Genomic DNA, 24,780 nt, shown 5'->3' with positions numbered 1-24,780 from the left:
TTCAGCGCTTTTTCACCTTGGATGGCTTGCCGCCACGCGGCGCCGTGGTGACCGACACCTTGGCGTTGCGGTTTTGCGGCTGCACGGCCACCTTGCGCGCGGTTCCGGTGGACTTGGCCGCCCGGGCATTGCCGCCGCTGCTGGCGCGCACCGGCAGGTAGGCCACCAGCGATTGGCCGGCATGCAGGGTGGCGGAGGACTTCAGGTCATTCCAGTCCGCCAGATTGGACGCGCTGACGCCGTAGCGGTTGGCCACGCTGATCAGCGTGTCGCGCTTGCGGGCCTTGATGGTGGTGCGGCGCGTGACGATCTCGGGGGCAAAGCTGATCTGGCCGTTGTCGGCCACGTGGCCGGCCACGTCGGCACGCACGTTGGCGCCGCGCGGCACCATGAGCGCGGAGCCGGCCTTGATCAGCATGCGGGGCGGGATGTTGTTGAGGGCGCGCAGGTCGGACTCGCCCAGGCCCACGCGCTGGGCTGCCTCGGCCACGCTGATGGTGGAGGGCACGGTCCACACGGTCCAGCTCGCGTACTGGCCTTCGTCGAAGGCCTGCATGTTGCGGCGGAACACCTTGGCGTTGTCCCAGGGCAGCAGGATTTCCGGCGTGCCGGCCGCAAAGATCACCGGCTTGCGGAAGCTGGGATTGAGCGCCTTGAAGTCATCGGTCGACACGTCGGCCAGCTTGGCCACCAGTTCCACGTCGATGTCACGGGTGATGGTGACGGTCTGGAAGTAGGGGTGGTTCTCGATCAGCGGCAGCTCGGTGTTGAACGCATCGGGGTTGGCCACGATGTTCTTGACGGCCTGCAGCTTGGGCACGTACATGCGGGTCTCGGCCGGCATCTGCAGGTCGGTGTAGCCCGTGGGCAGGCCCAGCTTCTCGTTGCGCTTGATGGCGCGGCCCACGCTGCCTTCGCCCCAGTTGTAGGCGGCCAGGGCCAGGTGCCAGTCGCCGAACATGTCGTAGAGCTTTTGCAGGTAGTCCAGCGCGGCGCGCGTGGAGGCCAGCACGTCGCGGCGGTCGTCGCGGAAGGCGTTTTGCTTGAGGTCGAAATAGGTGCCGGTGGCCGGCATGAACTGCCACATGCCGGCCGCCTTGGCGGTGGAGACGGCCTGCGGGTTGAAGGCGCTCTCGATGTAGGGCAGCAGTGCCAGCTCGGTGGGCATGTTGCGCCGCTCCAGTTCCTCGACGATGTGGAACAGGTACTTGCTGGAGCGCTCGGTCATGCGCTGTATGTAGTCGGGCCGGCTGGCATACCACTGCTCGCGGTCCTTGACCAGATCCTGGTCCAGGTCGGGCATGGCGAAGCCCTGCCGAATGCGTACCCACAGATCGCCCGTGGTCTCCAGCGAGGCCACGCCGCCGTTGCCGGCGCTGCCTGTGCCCAGCGGGCTCAGCGGTCCGTTGGGGTACATCGGGGAGTGCGGTGCGGTGCTGGGGGCGGGGGCCGTGCTGGCCAGGTCCGGGCTGCTGGTGGTGGCGCAGCCCGCAAGAGCCAGCAGGCTGCCCAGCAGCAGGGTGTGTAGCAGTTTCATCAGAAGACGTTTTTCCATTGGCGCAGGCCGGCCAGCACGCTGGCGGGGTCCTGCTGTCTCACCTGTGCGTCGAAGCCTGCGGCGGCGGCGGCCACTGCGGATTCGCGCGTTCTAAGAAAGGGATTGATGGAGCGCTCGGTCTCCATCAGGGAAGGCAGCGTGGGCCGGCCGGCCTCGCGCAACGCCTGACAATGCCTCTGGTAGTGAGCCAGGGCCTGGTTGTTTGGTTCCACGGCCTGCGCAAAGCGCAGGTTGGACATTGTGTACTCATGTGCGCAGCAGACCAGGGTGTTGTCCGGCAGCGCGGCCAGATCGTCCAGCGATTGCTGCATCTGCTGCGGCGTGCCTTCGAACAGGCGCCCGCACCCCCCTGAAAACAGCGTATCGCCGCAGAACAGCACGGGCTGCGCCTGCGCCGCCGTGCTGTAGAAGGCGATGTGGCCGCTGGTGTGGCCGGGCACGTCAATGACCTGCCAGGGGCCGCCCAGGGCCTGCACGGTATCGCCACCCTGCACACGCTGCACGGGTTCGGGCAACTGCTCGTAGGCGGGGCCCCAGACCTGGGCGCCCGTGGCCTGGCGCAGCTGCGCCACGCCGCCGACATGATCGGCATGGTGGTGGGTGACTAAAATGCCCTGCAACTGCAAGTCCAGCTGGCGCAGGCTGGCCAGCACGGGCGCTGCATCGCCGGGATCGACGACCAGGGCCTGCCCTGCGTCGTACAGCAGCCAGATGTAGTTGTCGGAAAAAGCGGGGATGGGCAACAGGTTCATGAGCAGCAAAATTATAGGGACGCATCACTGGACGCAATCTGCCCTCGGCCACTACCTGCTGGAATGGGAGCAGCAGCGCTGCGACGAGGCGGTGGCCGATATTTTCGGCTATCACAGCCTGCAGTTGGGCATGCCCATGCTCCAGGGGCTGCGCGCCAATCGCATGCCGCACCGCTGGCTGGCCCTGGATTCCATGCAGGATGCGGTGCCAGCCGAGGCAGTGCCGCCGCTGGAGGTGCCCGTGGCGCTGCTGGCCGATCCGGCCGCGCTGCCGTTTTCCGAGGCCAGCCTCGACCTCGTCGTCATGCCGCACACGCTGGAGACCTCGCCGGACCCGCATGCCGTGTTGCGCGAGGCGGCCAGGGTGCTGATGCCCGAGGGCCGTATCGTCGTGTGCGGGCTCAACCCCGCCAGTCTGCTGGGCGTGCAGCGCCGTGCCGAGCGCGGCGTGTACCTGCCTGATGTGGGCTGGGGCGTGGGCTACTGGCGACTGCGCGACTGGCTGCGATTGCTGGCCTTCGAGATCGAGGCCGTGCAGTTCGGCTGCTATCGTCCTGCCGTGCAGACGGATCGCTGGCTGCGGCGCTGGCAGTTCATGGACCGCGTGGGGCGGCTGGGCTGGCCCATGCTGGGCGGCGTGTACTGCGTGGTGGCCGTCAAGCGCGTGCCGGGCGCACGCATGCTGGAGCCTGCCTGGCGTGGCCGCGCAGCCGTGTCGGGAGCCTCCGTGCCTGTGGCCCACCGCATGCCGGCGCAGGCGGTGCAGGGCGGCGATCCGCATTCCAACCGGCCTGAAGGCCGGGCCATTCAACCCAAGGAAATTTTTTGAATCAAGTTGTTATCTACACGGACGGTGCCTGCAAGGGCAATCCGGGTCCCGGCGGCTGGGGCGTGGTGCTGGAGGCCGGCAGCGCCAGGAAAGAGCTGTTCGGCGGCGAGCTGAACACGACCAACAACCGCATGGAGATGATGGCCGTGATCGAGGCGCTGTCCGCGCTCAGGCGGCCCTGCGATGTGGTGCTCTACATCGACAGCCAGTACGTGCTCAAGGGCATCACCGAATGGATCCATGGCTGGAAGGCCAAGGGCTGGAAGACGGCCTCCAAGGAGCCGGTCAAGAACGTCGAGCTGTGGCAGCGGCTGGACGCCCTGGTCCAGGGTGGCGGCCACCGCATCGACTGGCGCTGGGTCAAGGGCCACGCAGGCGACCCTGGCAACGAGCGGGCAGACGCCCTGGCCAACAAGGGCGTGGACCAGGCACTGGGGCGCTGAGCGCCTGGTGCGGGGGCGGGTGCAATGCCCGTCCCTTGCTTCCACCTCCCGAGACCTACCTACAACGCGGTAGATGAAAACCCCAGAACCAGAATTCGGCCCGCGCAGCTAATATTTCCATAAGTGGAAATTAGTTCGCGCCCTGCCAGGCATCTTCCGTGGCGTGGTGTTCAAAATTGCCACTTGTGGAATTTTTAAACCATCTCACGATGAAAGAGCCTTGCGATGAAATACAAAGCAATTGCCGCATTGGCGATGCTGGGCGGCGCGGGAGCGGCGCTGGCCCAGAGTTCGGTGACGCTGTACGGCAGCATGGACCTGACCATGCCCTGGATCAGCGATGTGCGCGGGAGCCGGCTGACGCGCATGGATTCGGCCATTTCCCAGCCTGACCTCTGGGGTCTGCGCGGCTCGGAGGACCTGGGCGGTGGCATGAAGGCCTCGTTCCAGCTGGAGAACGGATTCCTCACGGACATCGGCTCGCCGATCTCGCCGACCAGCTACTTCAACCGGGCTTCCTGGGTGGGTCTGGACAGCGCGTCGATGGGCTCGGTGCGGCTGGGTCGCCAGGTCGATTTCACGGCCGGCACGCTGAGCCAGTGGGGCAACGGCTATCAGCTCTACAACTTCTATCTGTACCACCCGGGCAACCTGGACGGCCTGTCCAGCCAGTTTCCGGTGGACAACTCCGTGGTCTACCTGACGCCCAGGATGGGCGGCATGCAGTTCGGCGCGCAGTACGGCTTTGGCGAGGTGCCGGGCCGCTCGCAGGCCAACCGTACCTACAGCGTCATGGGCAGCTATTCCAGTGCCAAGCTCAATCTGGCCGTGGCCTACACCGATGCGCGTGGCCGTGCCTTCGATATCGCCGGGCGCACGGGCCTGGCGAACGCGCTTGGCCAGGACCTGGTGGCGGGCCGGCCGCTGGTGCTCGATACCTTCCAGGTGCTGGGCATCGGCGGCGGTTACCAGCTCGATGCACTTCCGGTCCGGCTCAACGCGCTGCTGACGCGCTCCACGCTCAAGTACGGCGCAGCCTCCAGCAACATGAGCGCGCTCGACCTGGGCCTGGCCTGGCAGACCAGCCAGTCCGTGACCATCAACACGGGCTACTCCTTCAGCCGTTTCGAGCAGACGAAGTGGAACCAGGTCCACCTGGGCGCGCGCTATGCCTTCTCCAAACGCACGCAGCTGCATGCCTCGGTCACGCACCAGCGCGCCTCGGATGGCGTGGCGGCGATGAATTCCGTGGGCGTTGCCAGCGGGCGCACGCAGACCGTGATTGCGGCAGGCATACACCACTCGTTCTGAGAGGCATGAGACATGCAGCCCGGTCGATGCGGGCGCATTGGAGACCCCACGATGAAATTCACCCTCAATTCCCGAAGCGTGGCCTTTGACGGCGACGGGCAGACCCCCTTGCTGTGGGTGCTGCGCGATCACTTCAAGCTGCCCGGCACCAAGTTCGGCTGCGGCATCAGCATGTGCGGGGCCTGCACGGTCCATGTCGATGGCGAGCCGGTGCGCTCCTGCGTGCTGCCCGTCTCGACGGTGGGCGGCAAGGCGGTCACGACCATCGAAGGGCTGTCCAGCAACCGTTCCCACCCCATCCAGAAGGCCTGGATGGACAAGGACGTGCCGCAGTGCGGCTACTGCCAGTCCGGCATGGTCATGGCCGCTGCCGCGCTGCTCAAGACCCATCCACAGCCCACCGATGCGCAGATCGACGAGGCCATGACCAATCTGTGCCGCTGCGCCACCTACCACCGCATCCGGGAGGCCATCCATGCCGCAGCGTCCAAGCAATGAACGGGGCCGCACGGCCGGCTCTGCCATCTCGCTGCGGCGCAGGCATCTGCTCCAGAGCGCTGCTGCGCTGCTGGTGGTGCCTGCTGCCGGCAGCCTGCTGATTCCGCTGGCGCAGGCCGCGCCAGCGGAGGCCGGTGCAGCGGCAGCAACGGCCTCCTCCATCGGCGACTGGGTCTGGATCGAGCCTTCGGGGCAGGTCGTGATCGGCGTGTCGCAGTGCGAGGTGGGCCAGGGCATCTACACGGGCCTGCCCCAGGTGCTGGCCGACGAGCTCGATGCCGACTGGGCCAGCGTGACCGTGCGCTTCGTCACGGGGCGCGACGCCTACCGCAACGATGCGGGCGAGATGCCGTTCCAGCAGTTCGTGGGCGCATCGATGTCGATGAACTATTTCTACGAGCGCATGCGCCTGGCCGGTGCCCAGGCCCGTGATGTGCTGCTGCGTGCCGGCGCGGCCCGGCTGGGCGTGCGGGCATCCCAGTGCAGCACGCGCGCCGGCCGCGTGCTGCACTCCGCGACGGGTCGCAGCGTGGGCTACGGCGAGATCGTGGCCGAGGCTTCCAGGCTGTCCATCGCCGCGCGCCCGCGCATGAAGTCGGCTTCCGAGCAGGGCCTGATCGGCCGCAACCTGCGGCGGGTGGACACCCCGGCCAAGGTCGATGGCAGCGCGGTCTTCGGCATCGACGTCGAGGTGCCCGGCATGCTGATCGGCGCCGTGCGCATGGCGCCCAGCGTGACCGGGCGCATCGTGCGCATCCGCAACGAGGCAGAGGTGCGCGCGCGCCCCGGCGTACATGCCGTCGTGCGCACCACGCAATGGCCCGACCCCGAGCCCAGCACCGTTGTCGTGGTGGCCGATTCGTACTGGATCGCCAAGCAGGCCGCCGACGCGCTGGACATCGAATTCGACGCCGGCGCGGCGGCCGGCGTGGACAGCGAGCGCATCCATGCGCAGTTCGTCGCAGGCCTGTCGAACGACAAGGCCGTCGTTGCCCGCAGCCTGGGCAAGCCGCGCGAAATGCTGGCGGCGGGCAAGCCGATCACGGCCGACTACCACTCGCCCTACATCACGCACGCCACCATGGAGCCGCTGGCCGCCACTGTCCATGTGCGCGACGGTGAGGTCGAGACCTGGGGGCCCTACCAGGGCCAGGACTTCCTGCGCGGCGAACTCGGCAAGGCCTGCGGCGTGCCTGCGGACAAGGTCATCGTGCACACCACCTTCCTGGGCGGCAGCTTCGGGCGCAAGTACATGCCCGACTTCGCCTTGCATGCGGCAGCGGCATCCAAGGCCGTGGGCCGGCCCGTCAAGGTCATCCGCTCGCGCGAGGACGACATACGGCATTCCTACTACCGGCCCGGCGCCTCGGGGCGGCTGAGTGCAGTGCTGGGCGCCGACGGCATGCCGGCCGCGCTGCATGCACGCATCTCGGGCCAGTCGCTGTACGGAGCCATCAACCCCAAGAAGATGGCCGATGCAGGCGGCTGGGACGAGACCATGGTCGAGTCCATCTACGACCTGATCTACGGCGTGCCCAACCTGCTGGTGGATGCCGTGGACGTGCAGCAGCCCATACCGCTGAGCTATCTGCGCAGCGTGGGCACCACGTCCAGCGTGTTCTTCCTGGAGAGCTTCATCAGCGAACTCGCCCATGCGGCAGGCGTGGACGACTACCAGTACCGGCGCCGCCTGCTGGCCGGCCAGCCGCTGGCGCTGGGCGTGCTGGATGCGGCGGCCAAGGCCGCGCGCTGGGAGCAGCCCGCACCGGCAGGCCTGCACCGCGCCATGACCTTCAACGTCTACACGGGGCGGGGCGAGAGCTTCCAGACCTTTGTCGCGCTGGTCATGGAATTGCGTGTTGTGGAAGGCCGCGTGCGGCTGGAGCGCGCCATCTGCGCCATCGACGCGGGCCGCGTGGTCAACCCGGGACTGGTCAAGGCCAATGTGGAAGGCGGCATCGGCTTTGCGCTGACCAACACCTTCAAGAGCCGGCTGGGCTTTGACAAGGGCGTGGTGCAGCAAAGCAATTTCCACGACTACCCGCTGCTGCAACTGTCCGAAATGCCCCGCGTGGAGGTGGTCCTGGTCGAGAGCGACCGGCCGCCCCAGGGCTGCGGCGAAGTGGCCCTGGGCCCCACGGCGCCTGCCGTGGCCACGGCCCTGTTCCATGCCACCGGCCGCCGGTTCCGCTCCATGCCGCTGCCGCAGGACATCGCGTCCACCTGATCACCCCCAACCCGCTTTTTTTGAGAAAAGGAATTTCATGCAAGTCGAACACATCACCCCGTGCATAGGATCGGAGATCTACGGCATCGATCTCTCGGACCCGGCGCAGGTGCATGACCATGCGGACGCGCTGCGCCGGCTGCTGGCCGAGCGCCAGGTCATATTCTTCCGCGACCAGACGCTGGACCCTGCGCAGCAGGTGCGCGTGGCCCAGGTGTTCGGCAAGGTAGAGCCCGTGTCCTCCACCTTTCCCTCGCACCCGGACGATCCCCATGTCGAGCTGCTGATCAGCCAGGGCACGCGCACCGGCACCGACATCTGGCATGCCGACCTGACTTGGCAGACCAAGCCGCCCGCCGGCGCCTGCCTCTACGCCGTGGACGTGCCGCCCACGGGCGGCGACACCATGTGGGCCAGCATGACCACGGCCTTCGCCTCGCTGGCGCCCGAGCTGCAGGCCTATCTGCGCAAGCTGCGTGCCACCCACAACTGGGAGGCGCCAGCGCTCAGGCAAAGCCTGATGCGCCGAGATCCGTCGGGCGAGGCCTATCGCACCACCCGCCTCAAGCATCCGCCGCTGGAGCAGCCCGTGGTTCTGGAGCACCCGGTCACCGGGCTGCCCGTGGCCTTTGTGAACTCGCTCTACACCACGCACATAGAAGGCGTGACCAGCGACGAGAGTGCGGCCCTGATCGCCATGCTCAGCGGCCTGGCCAAGGTGCCTGAATGGCAGGTGCGCTTTCGCTGGCGCAAGGGCTCGGTGGCCATCTGGGACAACCTGGCCACGCAGCACTACGCGGTCAATGACTACCACCCCGCAGCGCGGCGGATGCACCGTGTGGCGATACGCCAGGCTTGAGCCCGGCAACGACCTTTGCTGACAATGAAAAAACCACGATGAAAGCCCTCTCCATGAAAGCGAAACGCAGAACGCTCGCCCTGGGCGCGGCCATGGCCCTGGCGCTGCTCGCCGGTCCGGCACAGGCCCAGACCTACCCCCACAAGCCGGTCACCATCGTCGTGGCCTACCCCGCAGGCGGCGATACCGACGCGCTGGCGCGGCTGCTGGGCGAGAAGCTGTCGGCCCGCATCGGCCAGTCCGTGCTCGTGGACAACCGCGCGGGCGCCAGCGGCACCATAGGCAGCAGTTTCGTGGCCAAGGCACCGGCCGATGGCTACACGCTGCTGCTGGCGCCCAATACCTTTGCCATGGCCCAACTGGTGCTCAAGCTGGGCGCGGGCCACGGCTACGACGTGCTCAATGGCTTCACGCCCGTGATCGAAGTCGGCTCCACTTCGCTGTTCCTCGTCGCCGGGCCCGGTGCGGGCGTGCGCAGCTTCAAGGAGGCCATCTCCTCCAGCCAAGGCCGCTCGCTGGGCTATGCCACGCCGGGCAACGGCTCGCCCATGCACTTCCTCGGCGAGATGGTCCGGCGCGCCACGGGCGCCCGCTTCGAGGCCATACCCTACAAGGGCGTGGCGCCGGCCGTCACCGATGTGGTGGGCGGCCATGTGCCCTTCACCTACAGCACGCTGGGCTCCATCGCTCCCTACCTGCCCGGCGGCAAGCTGGTGGCGCTGGCCGTGGCCGACGCCCAGCGCTCACCGCTGGCGCCCGACGTGCCCACGCTGGCCGAGCTGGGCTACAAGGACGTGGAGCTGACCGCCTGGTATGGCCTGTTCGGCCCCAGGAACATGCCCGCCGAGGTGGTCAAGCTGCTGAACACCCACCTCAACGAGATCCTCAGGATGCCCGACGTGGTGGCGCGCATGGCCACGCTGGGAACCGTCCCTGTGGGCGGTCCGCCCCAGCGCCTGGGCAAGACCAATGCCGGCGATTTCGAGCGCTTCGGGCGGCTGGTCAAGGAGCTGGGCATACAGCCGGACTAGATTGAACAGGCGCTGAACGAAAGGAGGGAGGAAGCAGCGGGCGCCGGCGCAAGTCATCCCGGGTGGTGGCCCGGGGACGGAGGGTGGTCTTGCGCCGGCGCATCCTGCCTGATGCGCTCGGCCAGCAGATGGGACATGAAGCGCAGGTAGCGCTCGATCTGCTGGTCTGCCTCGGGTCCCTCACCGAACAGCTCGGCCAGCAGCGGCCGTGCCGTGGGCAGGAAGGCCGAAATGCTGAGGATGGCCAGGTGGATGAAGCGCGGGTCCACCTGTGCCGGGTGGCTGGCCTGCGCTCCGTCCATCAGCATGGTCGAGGTCAGCTCCAGCCCGCGCCGCGTGATGCGCTGCAGCGGCGTGCCCGAGGGCGGCGGCTCTTCTTCGCTTTCGTAGTGGTAGATCTCGGAGAGCGCCAACCGCTCGAACTGCGGGTGCTCACGCATGAAATCCAGCCGCAGCAGCAGGCGCTGGTAGACGCGCTCTTCCACCGTGCCCTGCGTCCTGAGCGCCACTTCCATGCGGTTTTGCAACTCGCGCATCAGGGACTCCGTCACCTCCTGCAGCAAGCCCTTGAGGCTGCTGAAGTAGTAGCGCACCAGGGCACGCGTGACACCGGCTGCCGCCGCGATTTCCAGAATGCTCAGCTGCTCCGGCGTGCGGGTCTTGAGCAGGTTGACCGTGGTCTGCAGGATGATGTCCCGTCCCACGGCATCGTCGGCCAGCGGGCGGCCGCTGTTGCGGCGGGGCTTCTTGGGCGCGGATTCGGTTGGCTTCTTTTGAGGCGGCATGCGGGCCATTGTCGGCGATACACAGGCAGCGGCCGCGCCGCAAGCGTCAGGGCTGGGCGGTGATGCGGGCCAGCGCGTCCGCGATCTCGCGGGCCTGCTGGGGCCGCACCAGCCTTTGCACCTCCTGCCCGTCACGCAAAAAGATCAGGGTGGGCCAGAGCTTGACGCGGTAGCTGCGACCCAGGGCCCGGCCGGGGCCGTCTTCCACCTTGATGTGGGCCACCTGCGGGGCGGCCTCCAGCACCTGGGCAATCAGCGGTTGCGCGCCCTGGCAGTGGCCGCACCAGGCGGTGCCGAACTCCAGCAAGGTAGCGCCGGGCAGCGTGTCGACGGTGCTGCGATCGGGGGCGTCGGTCAGGTGCTTGGACTGGAAGGGCATGGGAATCTCCTGTCAGGGAAAGGCCTGCAGCGGCAGGATGGATACGGTTTCACCGGCTTGCACGGCACCGCGCTCATGTTCGAGCACGATGAGGCAATCCGCCTCGGCCATGGAGCGCAGCACGCCCGAGCCCTGCGGCCCGGTGGTGCGGACCAGGCAGCGGCCATCGGCGCCTGTGGACAGAAGGCCGCGCTGGTACTCGGTGCGGCCCGGCCGCTTGGACAGCGCATGGGCAGCCACGGCCTGGGGCAGGGCGGCCGGCTCGGCAGCTGCCTGCGCAGCGCCCATGAGCTGCAGCAGCGCCGGACGGACAAAGACCAGAAAGCTGACCATGGCGGCCACGGGATTGCCAGGAAGGCCGATCAGCACCGTGGTGCGTGCAGGCGTGCGGCTTGCGGCAAACGGCGTGCCCGCATCGGGCTGCAGCAGGCCCACGGCCAGCGGCCGGCCGGGCCGCATGGCCAGTCGCCAGAAGTGCACGCAGCCCATGCGCTGCAGCATGGCGCGCGTGTGGTCGGCCTCGCCTGCGCTGATGCCGCCGCTGGTCAGCACCACGTCGGCCAGGGAGGCGGCTTCGCGCAGGCGCTCCTGCAGGGCCTCGGGCTCGTCGGCCACCACGCCCAGGTCCAGTACCTGCACGCCCATGCGCTGCAGCAGGCCGATGAGGCTGAAGCGGTTGCTGTCGTAGACCGCACCCTCGCGCGGCGCCGTGCCGGGGTGGAGGATTTCATCGCCCGTGGAGAAATAGGCCACGCGCAGCCGCCTGCGCACGCGCACCTGGGGCTGGCCCAGGCTGGCGATCAGGCCCAGGGCCGCGGGATGCAGGCGCTGGCCCGCCGCCAGGGCCACGCGGCCCAGGCTCAGGTCCTCGCCGCGCAGGCGCCGGTTGTCCCCGGCACGCACGCTGCCTGCCGGAATGCCGATGTGGTCAGTGCCTGCGGACACGGTGCGTTCATGCGCGATCACCGTGTCCAGCCCGCTCGGCAACACGGCGCCGGTCATGATCTTGATGCACTCGCCGGCCTGCACGGTGCCGTGCCAGGGTTTGCCGGCCAGGGCCTGGCCGACCACGCGCAGCACCAGCGTTGCAGCGGGCGAACCGGCGTGAGCTGCCTGCAGCTGGCCGCCATCGAAGGCATAGCCATCCATGGCGGCGTTGTCATGCGCTGGCACATCGACGGGGGAGACGATGTCTTCGGCCAGCACGCGGTCCAGTGCATCGGCCAGCGCCAGCGTCTCCAACTCTGCCACCGGGCCCAGGGGCTGCAGCAGGCTGGCCAGCTGTGTCAGGGCCTGATCGACCCTCAGGTCCTGGGTGGATGCGGTGGTGGGGGATGCGGGCTGGAAGGATGCTGTCATCAGAACGGAATCCGGTTGGGCAAGGCGGCGTGCGGGCCGGCGGCGCGGGGCACTACGACGGGGTGGCTGCGGCGCGCGCCAGCGCCTGCAGCTCCTGCTGCGTGTTGGCGTTGGCAAAGGCCAGCGGGCTGTCGCCCGCGCGGTCGAAGAGGGCCGTGGCGCAGCGGTGCTGGCCCGTCCATGCATCGATCTTGCGGCCGCCCGAACGTATGAACGATTGCAGACTATCACGCAGCGATGACCGCACCAGGCAGAACACGGGCTGGGCCCGCAGCAGGGATTGATCTGCGTCAAGCGAGTGCTCCCAGCCATGGGCGACGACGATGTCGGCCGCAGGCTGCTGCGACAGCGCCGCCTGCACAAGCCGCTCCACAAGGTCCAGCGGGAACAGCGGCGTATCGCAGGGCACGCAGACCAGCCAGGGCGTCCGGCAGTGCATCAGGCCGCTCAGGAAGCCGGCCAGCGGGCCGGGATAGTCGGGTTCGGCATCGGGCCAGACCGGCGCACCGTGGGCCGCGCCCAATTGCGCATAGGCCTCGGCATGGCGATTGGCGTTGATCAGCAGATGCCCGACCTGGGGCGCCAGGCGGTCCAGCGCATGGGCTGCCAGCGGCTGGCCCAGAAAGGGCTGCAGTCCCTTGTCGATGCCGCCCATGCGCATGCCGCGCCCGCCTGCCAGCACGCAGCCCGTGATGTCGTTCAGGGGCAGGGGGGCGTGCAGGGGAGCGGGATGGGAAGAAGGGGGCATGTGGGGCGGGAGGGCGCAGCGGGAAAAGGAGTAGGGGGTGGGGCGGCGAAGGCAGGGCGCCGACGCCCCGCGCACGCCGCACGGATCAGCCGCCGATGTAGCTCATCTCGATGCGCCTGCGCTGCGTGCCCGTGCTGGCCGGCAGGCTGGCGCGCAGCTCGGAGTAGCGGTCGCTGCGCTGCTGCCAGATGGGGGCCAGCGCGGAGGCGACCTCGGCATCGCTGGCGCCGCTGCGCAGCAGGCTGCGCAGGTCCCAGCCTTCGGAGGCGAACAGGCACAGGTACAGCCGGCCTTCGGTGGACAGGCGTGCGCGGTTGCAGTCGCCGCAAAAGGCATGGGTGACGCTGCTGATCACGCCGACCTCGCCCAGCGACGGGTCGTGCAGGCCGCGTGCGTCGGCATAGCCCCAGCGCACGGCCGTCTCGCCGGTGGCGCTGGGCTGCAGCGGCACCAGGGGCAGTTCGGCGCGCAGCCGGGCGATGACCTCGTCGGAGGGCAGGACCTCGTCCATGCGCCAGCCGTTGGTCGCGCCCACATCCATGTATTCGATGAAGCGCAAGGTCACGCCCGTGCCCTGGAAGTGGCGCGCCATGGGCAGGATCTGGTCTTCGTTGGTGCCGCGCTTGACCACCATGTTGACCTTGATGTTGGTCAGGCCCGCAGCCTGGGCCGCCTCGATGCCGGCCAGCACGTCGGAGACCGGGAAGTCCACGTCGTTCATGCTGCGGAACACCGCGTCGTCCAGCCCGTCCAGGCTCACGGTGACGCGGTTCAGGCCGGCGTCCTTGAGCGCGCGGGCCTTGCGGGCCAGCAGGGAGCCGTTGGTGGTCAGCGTCAGGTCCAGGGGCTGGCCGCCGGGCGTGCGCAGGGCGGAGAGCTGCTCCACCAGCGTTTCCACGTTCTTGCGCAGCAGCGGCTCGCCACCCGTCAGCCGGATCTTCTGCACGCCGTGCTGCACGAACAGGCGTGCCGTGCGCGTGATTTCCTCGAAACTCAGCAGCGAGCCGTGCGGCAGGTAGCTGTAGTTCTTGTCGAAGACTTCCTTGGGCATGCAGTAGCTGCAGCGGAAGTTGCAGCGGTCGGTGATGCTGATGCGCAGGTCGCGCAGCGACCGGCCAAGCCTGTCCTGCAGATCGCCGGTGGGCGTCTGCAGCAGACTTGGCACGGCGGCCGGGCGCGTGGGGGAGCGCTCGTCGACCAGGGGGATCACTCGTTCTGCCATGCCTGCGATTTTGCCCGAATGCCTATGTCCAGGCACTGCGCAAGCCTGCAGTTCTTGATCTGTGTCTAGACGCAGCGCGCTCCGTCCACCTCGATGCAGGTGCCGCTGATGAAGGCTGCCTCGTCGCTGGCCAGATACAGCGCGGCATTGGCCACGTCCCCTGCGGTGGAGAAGCGGCCCAGCGGAATGGTCGCCAGAAAGCGTGCGCGGCGCGCTTCGTCCACCGGGCCGCCGGCGAACTCGGCGGCCAGGCCGGTGTCCGGGTTGAACACGGGGTTGATGCAGTTGACGCGGATGTTCTCGGGCCCGAGCTCGGCCGCCATGGACTTGCTGGTGATGATGACGGCACCCTTGGAGCCGTTGTACCAGGTCAGCCCCGGCCGAGGGCGCAGGCCGGCCGTGGAGGCGATGTTGATGAAGCTGCCGCCGCCAGGGCGGCCATCGGCCAGCGCCGGGTTGGCGCGCATGGCGGGCACGCCGTGCACGGCAGAAAGGTAGATGCTCTTGACGTTGATGGCGTAGACGCGGTCGAACTCGGCCTCGCTGACTTCGAGCATGGGGCGGTTGCGGTGCGTCCAGCCCGCGTTGTTGACGAAGGCATCGAGCCGGCCATGCGCCTGCAGCGTGGCCTCCACCAGGGCCTTGACCTGTTCGCTGCGGGTCATGTCCGCCTGCACGAAAAGTGCCCGGCCGCCATCGGCGGTGATGGACTGTGCCACGCGCGTGCCGGCCTCGCGGTCGATGTCGTTGACGATGACCCGGGCACCTTCGGCGGCCAGCCGCTGGGCGATGCCGGCCCCGATGCCGCTGCCGGCGCCTGTGACGATGATGGATTTGTCCTGGACACGCATCGGGCTTTGCTCCTCGGTCGGGGGTCAGGCCCCCTGGGTTTCGGTGGTTGCTGTGGTTGCTGTGGTCGCCGGGATCGGGGTCGCGCCGCCTGTGCCGGGCTGCCAGCCCACGAATTGCGGGTAATAGCGCGCCACGCCGGGGCCGTTGAAGTCCCAGCCCAGGCACTGGCCCAGGTGGCGTGGCGGCTGGCTGGGGTCGGCATCGCCAAAGACGCCCGGCACGGACTGGAAGGCGGCCGTGGCCATGTTGAACAGCAGCTCGCGCAGATGCGTGCAGCTGGCCACGCCGCCCAGGTTCTCGTTGATGGCCTTGCGCCAGCCGCGCGCCATGCTGCAGCCCACCATTTTCTGCAGGGCCCGCGTGGCCTCGGGGCAGTGGCCCAGCGGGTGGGAATCCATGACGACCTCGATGGCCTGCACCGCCAGGCGGGCATCGACCGTGGTGCGTATCCACATGTGGTGTATGGCCGTGCCGGCGGGCATGTGGCGGCCGCCGCTCAGTTCGATGTCATGGGTCTTGCTGTCGCGCAGCTCGCCTTCGATATCCCAGAGGCCATCGGCGCGGGCGTAGCTGCGGTAGCGCACGTCGCGTTCATGCTGGGGCGTGCGGTCGGGAATGGGGGACAAGGGCATGGGGGAAGCTGTTCTTTCTGTCGCGGGCTGCCGGCTGGCGCCGGGCATCCCGCGATTTTCCGTCATGCGCAAAGATCAGCCATGCCGTATGGCGACGGTCTTCAGCGTGGTAAAGCCGTAGAGCGCCTCGAAGCCCTTTTCGCGGCCATGGCCGCTGGACTTGACGCCGCCGAAGGGCAGCTCCACGCCGCCACCCGCGCCGTAGTTGTTGACGAAGACCTGGCCGCAGCGCAGGCGCCGCGCCAGACGCAGCTGGCGCGCGCCGTCGCGCGTCCACAGGCCGGCCACCAGGCCGTAGGCCGTGCCATTGGCCAGTTGCACGGCATGGTCCTCGTCATGGAAGGGCATGGCGCAGAGCACGGGGCCGAAAATCTCTTCCTGCGCCAGCCGGTGCTCGGGCGGCACGTCGCGCAGCAGGGTGGGCGCCTGATAAAAGCCGCTGTCGGGCGCATCCTCGACGATCTGGCCTTGCGCCACCACGGCAATGCCGGCCACCTGGGCGTCGGACAGGAAATCCCAGACGCGCTGCTGCTGGCTGGCGCGGATCAGCGGCCCCAGGTCCAGGTCCATGGCAGCCGGGCCCACGCGCAGCGCCTCGAAGGCCTGGCCCAGGCGTTCGAGCAGCGGCTCGTAGATCAGCGAGTCGATCAGCACGCGCGAACCTGCCGAGCAGGTCTGGCCCGCGTTCTGCACGATGGCGTTGACGATGGCGGGCACGGCGGCATCGAGGTCCGCGTCTGCAAACACGATCTGCGGGCTCTTGCCGCCCAGCTCCAGCGTGACCGGGCAGTGGCGCTCGGCAGCGGCCTGCTGGATCAGCGTGCCCACGCCGGGGCTGCCTGTGAAGCTCAGGTGGTCTACGCCGGGATGGCGCGCCAGGGCCTCGCCCACCTCGTGACCCAGGCCGGTGACCACGTTGAAGGCGCCGGCTGGAAAGCCTGCCTCGGTGGCCAGCCGCGCCACGCGTAGCACGGACAGGCAGGCGTCTTCCGAGGGCTTGACCACACAGGTATTGCCCGCGGCCAGCGCCGCGCCCACGCTGCGGCCCAGAATCTGCATGGGATAGTTCCAGGGCACGATGTGGCCGGTCACGCCGTGGGGCTCGCGCCAGGTCAGGGCGCTGTAGCCCTGCTGGTAGGGCAGGGTCTCGCCGTGCAGCTTGTCGCAAGCGCCAGCATAGAACTCGAAGTAGCGCGCCAGCGCCAGCACATCGGCACGGGCCTGGCGCGTGGGCTTGCCGCAGTCGCGCTGCTCAATGGCCGTGAGCTCATCGGCATGCTGGAGCACGCTGCCCGACAGGCGCATCAGCAGGCGCCCACGCTCTGCGGCAGAAAGCTTGCTCCAGACGCTGTCCTGGCACTCGCGCGCCGAACGCACGGCCAGGTCGATGTCCTGGGGCGAGCCGCGCTGCAGCTCGTCGAAAGCCTGCCCGTCCGACGGGTCCAGCACGGGGATCGTGCGCCCCGACTCCGTGGGCACGGACGCATTGCCGATGTAGTGGTATTGCATGGAGCCCGATTGTGGGGTGCCCGCGCCGCTTGTCCAGTCCCGGGCGTTGCTGCGTCCCCTCGCTCGCCTTGGTGGCTCCAGCGGCTACAGCGGTTTCAGTGGCTTCAGTCCTCGGGCCAGCCCGCGTCGCGCAGGCCCTGCCGGTCCAGCACCTCCATCTTGCCGCGCCGCAGTTGCAGGCAACCGGCCTGCTGCAGCTCCTGCAGGATCTGGTTGGTGGTCTGGCGCGACAGGCCCAGCATGCGCGCCAGCTGTTCCTGGGAAACATCCAGCTCGCGGCGCCAGCGCTGGCGGCCCTGGCCGTCCGGCTGCCACTGGTCAAAGCCTTCGGCCATGCGCACCAGGCGCCGCGCCAGGCGCTGCGGCGCAGGCAGCAGCGTGTGCTCCTCCAGCGCCATCAGGCACACGCGCAGCTTGTCGGTCAGCAGCAAGGCCAGCACCTGCCAGTGTTCAGGATGGGCCGCCAGCCATGCCTGCAATGGGGCCTGGGGCACGTGCAGCACGGTGCAGGCCGTGGCTGCCTGGGCATCGTGGGTGCGCTCGGCTCCATCGAACAGCGCGATTTCCCCCAGCCACATGGGAGGCTCCACCAGGGTCAGCAGTGCCGTGCGGGCCTGCTCGCCGCAGGCGGCCGTTCCCGAGATGCTGAGCGCACCACGCGCCACCGCATAGAGGCCGCAGGGCGGGTCGCCGCGCCGGAACAGCCAGTCGCCTGCCGCCAGCGTGCGGGGCTGGGCCAGTGCCTTGAGCTGTGCGCCCAGCTCCGGAGGCAGGGCGTGGAACCAGCGGCCCGCCTCGATGGTGGCCCAGAGATCGGCCATGCCCGGGGGGCCGGCCACAGCGCGGCGCCGTATGCCGCGCGGGGCGGCGTGGGCTGCCGGAGCTGCCGGGGCGGGTGCGGGTAAGCCCGAGGTGTGCGATGAGGCTTGTGTCGGATCCATGACAGACGCCAATCCTTGATGACACCACCATGGTTGCGCAACATCCACCGCAGGTGCAGCCTATGAAAACCCTCATCGACCAACTGTCCCAGTACGCGGACTATCACCGTGATCCACGCAACATCCTCACGCACTTCGTCGGCGTGCCGCTGATCATGTGGGCGGTGGTTATTTTGCTGGCCCGCCTGCAGTGGGCTGCCCCATTGGGTGACGGCCTGCCCGAGCTGCCATTGAGCCTGGCCCTGCTGGCGGCACTGGCGGCAGGCATCTACTACTGTCTGCTGGACCTGCGCTACGGCATCGCCATGGCCCTGGTGCTTGCCCTGATGCTGGCGCTGGCCCAACCCATCGCCATGCTGCCGATGGGGGCTTGGCTGGGCTGGGGCCTGGGCATCTTCGCCGTGGGCTGGGTGATCCAGTTCGTGGGCCATTACTACGAGGGCCGCAAGCCGGCTTTCCTGGATGACATCGTGGGCCTGGTCATCGGGCCGCTGTTCGTGCTGGCCGAGCTGGGCTTTGCCCTGGGCCTGCGCCGCGAAGTGCAGCATGCGGTGGAGCAGCGCAGCGGGCCCGTGCAACGGCGCGCGGGCGGCGCACACGCCTGAAAACGGCCCGGGCGCTGCAAGCTTGGAGCAGGCTTGGCGCCGTAGCATGGCAGGCGTTCCTGCGGAGCCATCCGTGGGGGCGTGTGCCTGCGCCTAAAATCACGCTGCTATCCCCCTGCGGGGGCTTTTTTGTTTCAACTCTCCTCATCCATCATGTCTTTCGACAAAGTCACACCGGGCAAGAACGCTCCTGAAACCTTCAACGTGGTCATCGAGATCTCGGCCAACTCCGATCCCATCAAGTACGAAGTGGACAAGGAAAGCGGCGCCGTCTTCGTGGACCGCTTCATGGGCACGGCCATGCACTACCCGGCCAACTACGGCTATGTGCCCCAGACGCTGTCCGGCGACGGCGATCCGGTGGACGTGCTGGTGATGACGCCCTTCCCGCTGCCCCCGGGCGTGGTCGTGGCCTGCCGCCCCATCGGCATCCTGCTGATGGAAGACGAGTCCGGCGTGGACGGCAAGGTCCTGGCCGTGCCCACGCAAAAGCTGCTGCCCGCCTACGACAAGATCAACACGCTGGAAGACATCCACGAGATCACCCTCAAGCAGATCCAGCATTTCTTCGAGCACTACAAGGACCTGGAAAAGGGCAAGTGGGTCAAGGTGCTGGGCTGGAAGGGCGTGGACGAGGCCAAGAAGGAAGTCGTGGACGGCATCGCCAACTACAAGGGCTGATCCTTTTCACTCCCGTTGAGGGAGTCTCAACTGCGCTGAGGTAAATGCCCGCTTCGCAGTTGATACAATTTGAAACGCACCCGTTGCCTACGCGCCGGGTGCGTTTTTTGTTTTGTCGTGGATCAGGGTTTTGGCAGATCAATCAGGCGCTGGTGCGAGCCATCAGCCCGGGAGCGAGCAAATGAAGTTGGCAGATTGGCGCATGGGCACGAAGCTGGGCATGGGATTCCTCGTCATGGTCCTGTTCTCGGCCATCCTGGGGGCGGTGGCCTGGTTGCAACTGGCGCAGATGCACCGCAACGCATTGCATTTGTCGGATGTGGCCCTGCCCAGCATGTTCCATGCGGGCGCCATGCGCTCCGAGTACAACCGCCTGCGCCGCCACGAGGCCGGCATCGCCTCGGCGCGCAGCCTGGGCGAGGTCGATGGCTTTGCCAAGCAGGTGCAGGACCGGCTGCAGACCATCGGCGAGCATGAGACGGCTCTGCGTGCGCTGATCGACCAGCATGCCCTGCGCGCGGCCTTTGACGACTACCTCGGCTTCAAGCAGCAGTTCCTGGCCATGCATGCGCGCCTGCTGGAGCGCGCGCGTGCCGGCAACTATTCGACCACCGAGGAGCAGGCCTTCATGGCCGACGAGATGGGGCTGATGTTCGCCGGCGAATCCGAGGCGCAGTTCGGCAAGCTGGCCGAAAGCGCCGGCCGCCTGCTGACCCTGCAGCGCGAGGCGGGCGAGCAGGCCCGCCAGCAGGCGCAGGCCGGCTTTGACCTCGCCCGCATCTGGGTGCTGGGCACGCTGGCCGTGGTGGTTGCCATTGCCGCCCTGGTGGGCTGGGCCATCACGCGTGCCGTGACCGGCCCCGTCGCCCAGGCCGTCCATGTGGCGCGCAACGTGGCGGCCGGCCATCTGGAGACGCCGGTCACCAGCCGCCGCCGCGACGAAATGGGCCAGCTCATCAACGCACAGGAAGACATGCGCCGCAAGCTCGCCGAGCTGGTGGGCGAGGTGCGCGGCAACGCGCAAGGCGTGGCACTGGCCGCCGGTGAGATCGCCCAGGGCAATGCCGATCTGTCGGCGCGCACCGAAAGCCAGGCCAGCGCGCTGGAGGAAACGGCAGCCTCCATGGAGCAACTGGGCGCCACCGTGCGGCAGAACGCCGACAGTGCGCGCCAGGCCAACCAGATGGCGGCCTCCGCATCGGGCATCGCCGCGCGTGGCGGCGAAGTCGTGGCCCAGGTGGTGGACACCATGAAGGGCATCAACGACAGCAGCCGCCAGATCGCGGACATCATCGGCGTGATCGACGGCATTGCCTTCCAGACCAACATTCTTGCGCTGAACGCCGCCGTGGAGGCGGCCCGCGCTGGCGAGCAGGGCCGGGGCTTTGCCGTGGTGGCGGGCGAGGTCCGTTCGCTGGCCCAGCGCAGCGCCGAGGCGGCCAAGGAGATCAAGGCGCTGATCCAGGCCAGCGAGCAGCGCGTGGAGCAGGGCACGCAACTGGTGGACAAGGCGGGCGAGACGATGTCGGAAATCGTCACCGCCATCCGGCGCGTGACGGACATCATGGGTGAGATCAGCGCGGCCAGCAGCGAGCAGAGCGCGGGCGTGGCCCAGGTGGGTGATGCCATCACGCAAATGGACCAGGCCACGCAGCAGAACGCGGCCCTGGTGGAGCAAAGCGCCGCCGCCGCCCAGTCGCTGCAGCAGCAGGCACAGGCCATGGTGGCCTCGGTCTCGGTATTTCGCACGGCGGCTGCCGATGCGCCAGCTGTCACTGTGGCGACTGCCGCAGCATCGCGCGCAACGGTTATTGCCTCCCTGGCATCGCGTCCGGCCCTGGCTCCCATGGCCGCCGGGACGGCACAACAAATCGCTGCGGCCACCCCGGCCAAGGCCACCAAGGCCGCCAAGACGACCACCGCCGACGAGGAGGAGTGGGCCGCGTTCTGAGGCCTCACGCGCAGTTCGGCTTCCTTTTCTGGCGGCCCCATGCTTTGCATGGGGCCGCTTTCCTTTTGCGTCTGGCGCTGAGCTGGCGCAAGACGGGAGCGAGAGGCTGTGGCACAAATCTGCCAGTGAAGGTTTCTGCCTACTGCCAGTCCCTGAACTTGTCCTGAACAATGCCTGGATACTGGCAGAATGTAAGTGGATGTAGTCCTATTCTTACAGCGTGAACAATGGCGGCTTCTGGTGCCGCTCCCTAGGAACGAAGGGGTATCCCGTGATCACCTTGTTCTCATGGCCGCCACGCCTGGCGGCAATCAGTCTTCCAGCGGACCGCGCCACCGCGGTGGCCCTCCCTCTCCAATCCTTGCCCACAAGCCGACTTGCGCGGTTGCGGCAGATCTATTTTTGCGAAGTCCGCGCCGGGCCTGGCTGACGCCTGTCCATGGCGCAACACAAAGCTAGGCACAACAAGATGGCAGGACTTCGACAAGAAAGACGAACGTGAAAAACCTCAAGATCTCAACGCGCATGCTGGGCACCTTCGGCCTGCTGGTGGTGCTGCTGCTGGCCGTGGTGGCTGCGGCGCTGGTGCAGTTGCGCGCCATGCGCGCCAGCATGGAAGTCATCACGGGCAACGCCATGCCCAGCGTGGAAGTGATCAACCAGATCGGCACCGATGTCGTGCGCACGCGCCTTCTGGAAGTGCGCCATGTCAACAATGACGATGCCGCCTACAAGACCGATTCGGAAAAGCAGCTGGAACAACTGCAGCGCCGCCTGGCCGAGCGCAAGAAGGCCTATGAGCCGCTGCTGTCATCGGACGAAGAACGCAGGCTCTACGCGCAACTGGTCCAGGAACGCGAGCGCTACCAGCAACTGAGCCAGCAGGTGCTGGCGCTGTCGCGCCAGGGCGAGAAGGAAAAGGCCCAGGCGGTGCTGGGCGGCGAGTCGCTGAAGCTCTACAACGATTCGTCGAACACGCTGGACCTGCTGGTCAAGCTCAACAGTGATGCCGCCTTGCAGGAAAGCCGCAATGCCGAGGCCGTGTACGGGCGCTCGGTCGTCGTCCTCAGCGTGGCCGCGCTGGCTGCCGTGCTGCTGGCCGTGCTGGCCGGCCTGTGGCTGACGCGCTCCATCCGCGCGCCGCTGGCGCATGCGGTCGATGCCGCGGACCGCGTGGCCAACGGCGACCTGGGCGGGACCATTCGCATCGACCGCAATGACGAAACCGGCCTGCTGCTGGGGGCGTTGCAACGCATGCAATCGAGCCTGGTGCAGACCGTGCGCAGCGTGCGCCAGAACGCCGAAGGCGTGGCCTCGGCCAGCGCGCAGATTGCCTCGGGCAATGCCGACCTGTCCAGCCGCACGGAAGAGCAGGCCAGCGCCCTGGAGCAGACGGCAGCCTCCATGGAGGAGCTGGGCTCCACCGTGCGCCAGAACGCCGACAACGCACGCCAGGCCAATCAGCTGGCGCTCAATGCATCCAGCGTTGCGCGCCGTGGCGGCGACGTGGTGGCCGAGGCCGTGGAGACCATGAAGGGCATCAACGACAGCAGCCGGCGCATCGGCGACATCATCGGCGTGATCGACTCCATTGCTTTCCAGACCAACATCCTCGCGCTCAATGCCGCCGTGGAGGCGGCCCGCGCAGGTGAGCAGGGTCGGGGCTTTGCCGTGGTCGCGGGCGAGGTGCGATCGCTGGCGCAGCGCAGCGCCGAGGCCGCCAAGGAAATCAAGGCGCTGATCACGGCCAGCGTGGAGCGTGTGGAGCAGGGCTCGCAACTGGTGGACCGCGCAGGCACGACCATGACCGAAGTGGTGGCCGCCATCGGCCGGGTCACCGACATCATGGGCGAGATCAGCTCGGCCAGCACCGAGCAGAGCTCCGGCGTGGCCCAGGTTGGCGAAGCCGTCACGCAGATGGACCAGACCACGCAGCAGAACGCGGCCCTGGTCGAGGAAAGCGCGGCCGCCGCTGCCTCGCTGCGCAAGCAGGCGCAGGACCTGGTCGAGGCCGTGGCCGTCTTCCAGTTGCCCCGTGGCGCCACGGACAGCCATGCGCATGTGCCGCACAGGGTGGCGGCACCGGCCAGCCCCGCAGCGCGCCCCGCAGCCCCGCCTGTCCGGCCTGCCCCACCCGCCAGCCCTGCGCGGCCTGCGGCCCTGGGCGGCGGCGGTGCGCCTGCAGGCGGCGAGACGCTGGCACGCCGGCTTGAGCGCGATGCCACGCCCCCCATCCGGCCGCGCGCCGGACCCACGCAGGCCGGCAAGCCGGCACCGCGCCAGCCCGGCCAGGGCGATGACGACTGGGAAACCTTCTGATCCCTACCCTTGGCGCAGCGGGCTGTGGGCCTGCAGCTCCTGCAGATATCCGGCCATGCCCTCGCCCTCGCGGTCCAGAAAGCGCGAGATGGCATCGGCAAAGGACGGGTGGGCAATCCAGTGGGCGCTGGGGGTGACCACGGGCAGCAGCGCCCGCGCCATCTTGTGCTCGCCCTGGGCACCTCCCTCGAAATGCGCAATGCCGCGTTCTATGCACCAGGCGATGGGCTGGTAGTAGCAGGCCTCGAAATGCAGGCAATCCACGCGCTCCAGTGCACCCCAGTAGCGGCCGTAGGCCGTTCCCTGCGGGGTCTGCGGCGCGTGGGCGCGTCCGCCTGGATGGCCCGCTGACAGCCTTGCGGCCGCAGCATCCAGCGCGATCAGGCTGCAGGCCATGGGCTGGCCGTCGCGCTCGGCGATGAACATCAGCCAGGCCTCGGGCATCTGGCGCGCCATGGCCTCGAAGAAGGCCGGTTCGAGGTACGGGGCGTTGCCATGCTCCAGGTAGGTTCGCTCGTGGCAGCGGTAGAAAAAGGCCCAGTCCTGTGCGCTCATGTCCGGCCCGTGCAGGGCGCGAAAGCGCACGCCGGCCTCATGCACCTTGCGCCTTTCCTGGCGTATCTTCTTGCGCTTTTCCTGGTTCAGCGTCGCCAGAAAGTGTTCGAAATCGCCGTGCCCGGCGCCATCGGCGCCCTGGTTGGTCCAGTGGAACTGCACGGTGCTGCGCTGCATCCAGCCGTCGGCATCGCAGGCTGCCAGATCCTCTGCATCGCTGAACAGCAGGTGCAGCGAAGACAGCTGCTGCGCCTGGGCCCATTCGCGCACCGCGCGCACCAGGGCTGCACGCAGCAAGGGCGTGCGCGCCAGCAGGCGGCTGCCCGGCACGGGCGTGAAAGGCACGGCCAGCACGCCCTTGGGGTAGTAGTCCAGCCCATGCTGGGCGTAGGCACGTGCCCAGGCAAAGTCGAACACGTACTCGCCATAGGAGTGCGCCTTGGCGTAGACCGGGCAGGCGGCGACCAGCTCGCCGCCCTGCCAGAGCGTGACCACGCGGCCGGCCCAGCCGGTTTGCGGCACGGCGCTGCCGCTGGATTCCAGCGCGCTCAGGTACTCGTGGCGCATGAAGGGAGTGGGCGCGGCCTGCGATGCCAGCAGCGCATTCCAGGCCTGGGCATCGAGCTGCTGCACGCTGTCCAGCACGCGGGTGATAATTGCGGTTTCAGCCATGCCATTCCTTGCAGGCCGGTGTGACGCGCGCTGCCGCCTTTCGCTGTGGGGTGGCCTTGTCG

23 protein-coding genes are annotated in these 24,780 nt (G+C 68.2%); 11 read left to right on the top strand and 12 right to left on the bottom strand.

Features of this window, described 5'->3' with window-relative positions; all coding sequences use genetic code 11:
- Window position 1 precedes the first annotated feature (1 nt).
- Together IAE24_RS25150 and gloB are read right to left on the bottom strand one after the other, a co-directional pair.
- The gene (locus IAE24_RS25150; protein WP_012206697.1) at window positions 2–1,537 is read right to left on the bottom strand and encodes a transglycosylase SLT domain-containing protein; all 1,536 of its coding nucleotides are present in this window, start codon (window positions 1,535–1,537) and stop codon (window positions 2–4) included.
- Window positions 1,537–2,310 (bottom strand): hydroxyacylglutathione hydrolase, encoded by a 774-nt coding sequence (gene gloB, locus IAE24_RS25145; RefSeq protein ID WP_012206696.1) that lies wholly within the window; start codon window positions 2,308–2,310, stop codon window positions 1,537–1,539. Before gloB ends, IAE24_RS25150 begins: the two co-directional genes overlap by 1 nt.
- On the opposite strand from gloB, the gene IAE24_RS25140 reads away from it, so the two are divergent.
- From IAE24_RS25140 to IAE24_RS25110, 7 genes are all read left to right on the top strand, one after another.
- Window positions 2,309–3,139 (top strand): class I SAM-dependent methyltransferase, encoded by an 831-nt coding sequence (locus IAE24_RS25140; RefSeq protein ID WP_199962424.1) that lies wholly within the window; start codon window positions 2,309–2,311, stop codon window positions 3,137–3,139. The two genes, gloB and IAE24_RS25140, sit on opposite strands and share 2 nt — an antisense overlap.
- On the top strand, window positions 3,136–3,582 hold the full coding sequence (gene rnhA, locus IAE24_RS25135; protein ID WP_013801482.1) for a ribonuclease HI: 447 nt from the start codon (window positions 3,136–3,138) through the stop codon (window positions 3,580–3,582). The genes IAE24_RS25140 and rnhA overlap by 4 nt, the downstream gene beginning before the upstream one ends.
- A 225-nt stretch (window positions 3,583–3,807) precedes the next feature.
- Window positions 3,808–4,893 (top strand): porin, encoded by a 1,086-nt coding sequence (locus IAE24_RS25130; RefSeq protein ID WP_065346092.1) that lies wholly within the window; start codon window positions 3,808–3,810, stop codon window positions 4,891–4,893.
- A 51-nt stretch (window positions 4,894–4,944) separates the two neighbouring features.
- On the top strand, window positions 4,945–5,391 hold the full coding sequence (locus tag IAE24_RS25125; RefSeq protein ID WP_012206692.1) for a (2Fe-2S)-binding protein: 447 nt from the start codon (window positions 4,945–4,947) through the stop codon (window positions 5,389–5,391).
- Window positions 5,369–7,618, top strand: coding sequence for a xanthine dehydrogenase family protein molybdopterin-binding subunit (locus IAE24_RS25120; RefSeq protein ID WP_199962423.1), 2,250 nt, complete (start codon window positions 5,369–5,371; stop codon window positions 7,616–7,618). The genes IAE24_RS25125 and IAE24_RS25120 overlap by 23 nt, the downstream gene beginning before the upstream one ends.
- A 37-nt stretch (window positions 7,619–7,655) precedes the next feature.
- A complete protein-coding gene (locus tag IAE24_RS25115; protein ID WP_199962422.1) occupies window positions 7,656–8,477 on the top strand; it encodes a TauD/TfdA dioxygenase family protein in 822 nt (273 codons plus the stop codon).
- Window positions 8,478–8,530: 53 nt separating this feature from the next.
- Window positions 8,531–9,508: a Bug family tripartite tricarboxylate transporter substrate binding protein gene (locus IAE24_RS25110; protein ID WP_013801486.1), complete on the top strand. Its 978-nt coding sequence runs from the start codon at window positions 8,531–8,533 to the stop codon at window positions 9,506–9,508.
- Between the two features lie 53 nt (window positions 9,509–9,561).
- Here IAE24_RS25110 and IAE24_RS25105 read toward each other — a convergent pair whose 3' ends face one another.
- The 9 genes from IAE24_RS25105 to IAE24_RS25065 all read right to left on the bottom strand — a co-directional run bounded on the left by IAE24_RS25105 (window position 9,562) and on the right by IAE24_RS25065 (window position 17,935).
- On the bottom strand, window positions 9,562–10,293 hold the full coding sequence (locus tag IAE24_RS25105; RefSeq protein ID WP_225970995.1) for a TetR/AcrR family transcriptional regulator: 732 nt from the start codon (window positions 10,291–10,293) through the stop codon (window positions 9,562–9,564).
- A gap of 46 nt (window positions 10,294–10,339) precedes the next feature.
- Complete coding sequence (locus IAE24_RS25100) at window positions 10,340–10,672, bottom strand: thioredoxin family protein (RefSeq protein WP_199962421.1); 333 nt, start codon at window positions 10,670–10,672, stop codon at window positions 10,340–10,342.
- Between the two features lie 12 nt (window positions 10,673–10,684).
- Window positions 10,685–12,031: a molybdopterin molybdotransferase MoeA gene (moeA, locus tag IAE24_RS25095; RefSeq protein WP_199962420.1), complete on the bottom strand. Its 1,347-nt coding sequence runs from the start codon at window positions 12,029–12,031 to the stop codon at window positions 10,685–10,687.
- 52 nt (window positions 12,032–12,083) lie between these two features.
- A complete protein-coding gene (gene mobA / locus IAE24_RS25090; RefSeq protein WP_200016397.1) occupies window positions 12,084–12,779 on the bottom strand; it encodes a molybdenum cofactor guanylyltransferase MobA in 696 nt (231 codons plus the stop codon).
- 85 nt (window positions 12,780–12,864) lie between these two features.
- Window positions 12,865–14,001 carry a GTP 3',8-cyclase MoaA gene (gene moaA / locus IAE24_RS25085; RefSeq protein WP_013801490.1) on the bottom strand — a complete coding sequence of 379 codons (1,137 nt, stop codon included), beginning with the start codon at window positions 13,999–14,001 and terminating at the stop codon, window positions 12,865–12,867.
- A gap of 65 nt (window positions 14,002–14,066) precedes the next feature.
- Complete coding sequence (locus IAE24_RS25080; protein WP_199962263.1) at window positions 14,067–14,852, bottom strand: SDR family oxidoreductase; 786 nt, start codon at window positions 14,850–14,852, stop codon at window positions 14,067–14,069.
- 24 nt (window positions 14,853–14,876) lie between these two features.
- Window positions 14,877–15,485: a DUF2889 domain-containing protein gene (locus IAE24_RS25075; RefSeq protein ID WP_199962262.1), complete on the bottom strand. Its 609-nt coding sequence runs from the start codon at window positions 15,483–15,485 to the stop codon at window positions 14,877–14,879.
- Window positions 15,486–15,560: 75 nt separating this feature from the next.
- A complete protein-coding gene (locus tag IAE24_RS25070; RefSeq protein WP_047218958.1) occupies window positions 15,561–16,994 on the bottom strand; it encodes an aldehyde dehydrogenase family protein in 1,434 nt (477 codons plus the stop codon).
- Between the two features lie 104 nt (window positions 16,995–17,098).
- Window positions 17,099–17,935 (bottom strand): Crp/Fnr family transcriptional regulator, encoded by an 837-nt coding sequence (locus IAE24_RS25065; RefSeq protein ID WP_199962261.1) that lies wholly within the window; start codon window positions 17,933–17,935, stop codon window positions 17,099–17,101.
- Window positions 17,936–17,997: 62 nt separating this feature from the next.
- Here IAE24_RS25065 and IAE24_RS25060 point away from each other — a divergent pair, with 62 nt between their 5' ends.
- The 4 genes from IAE24_RS25060 (at window position 17,998) to IAE24_RS25045 (ending at window position 23,491) form a co-directional block, all read left to right on the top strand.
- Entirely contained in the window at window positions 17,998–18,540 is a 543-nt protein-coding gene (locus tag IAE24_RS25060; protein ID WP_012206679.1) for an Mpo1 family 2-hydroxy fatty acid dioxygenase, read from the top strand.
- A 153-nt stretch (window positions 18,541–18,693) separates the two neighbouring features.
- Window positions 18,694–19,221: an inorganic diphosphatase gene (ppa, locus tag IAE24_RS25055; protein ID WP_012206678.1), complete on the top strand. Its 528-nt coding sequence runs from the start codon at window positions 18,694–18,696 to the stop codon at window positions 19,219–19,221.
- A 181-nt stretch (window positions 19,222–19,402) separates the two neighbouring features.
- The gene (locus IAE24_RS25050) at window positions 19,403–21,172 is read left to right on the top strand and encodes a methyl-accepting chemotaxis protein (protein WP_199962260.1); all 1,770 of its coding nucleotides are present in this window, start codon (window positions 19,403–19,405) and stop codon (window positions 21,170–21,172) included.
- A gap of 498 nt (window positions 21,173–21,670) precedes the next feature.
- Entirely contained in the window at window positions 21,671–23,491 is a 1,821-nt protein-coding gene (locus tag IAE24_RS25045) for a methyl-accepting chemotaxis protein (RefSeq protein ID WP_071956479.1), read from the top strand.
- A gap of 3 nt (window positions 23,492–23,494) precedes the next feature.
- On the opposite strand, the gene IAE24_RS25040 is transcribed toward IAE24_RS25045, so the two are convergent.
- Complete coding sequence (locus IAE24_RS25040; RefSeq protein WP_043819744.1) at window positions 23,495–24,718, bottom strand: GNAT family N-acetyltransferase; 1,224 nt, start codon at window positions 24,716–24,718, stop codon at window positions 23,495–23,497.
- Window positions 24,719–24,780 lie beyond the last annotated feature (62 nt).

This window comes from Delftia sp. S65, assembly GCF_016516495.1.
Lineage (GTDB): Bacteria > Pseudomonadota > Gammaproteobacteria > Burkholderiales > Burkholderiaceae_C > Comamonas > Comamonas acidovorans.
Note: the sequence above shows the minus strand (reverse complement) of the source record. Positions and strands in the feature narration are given on the sequence as shown.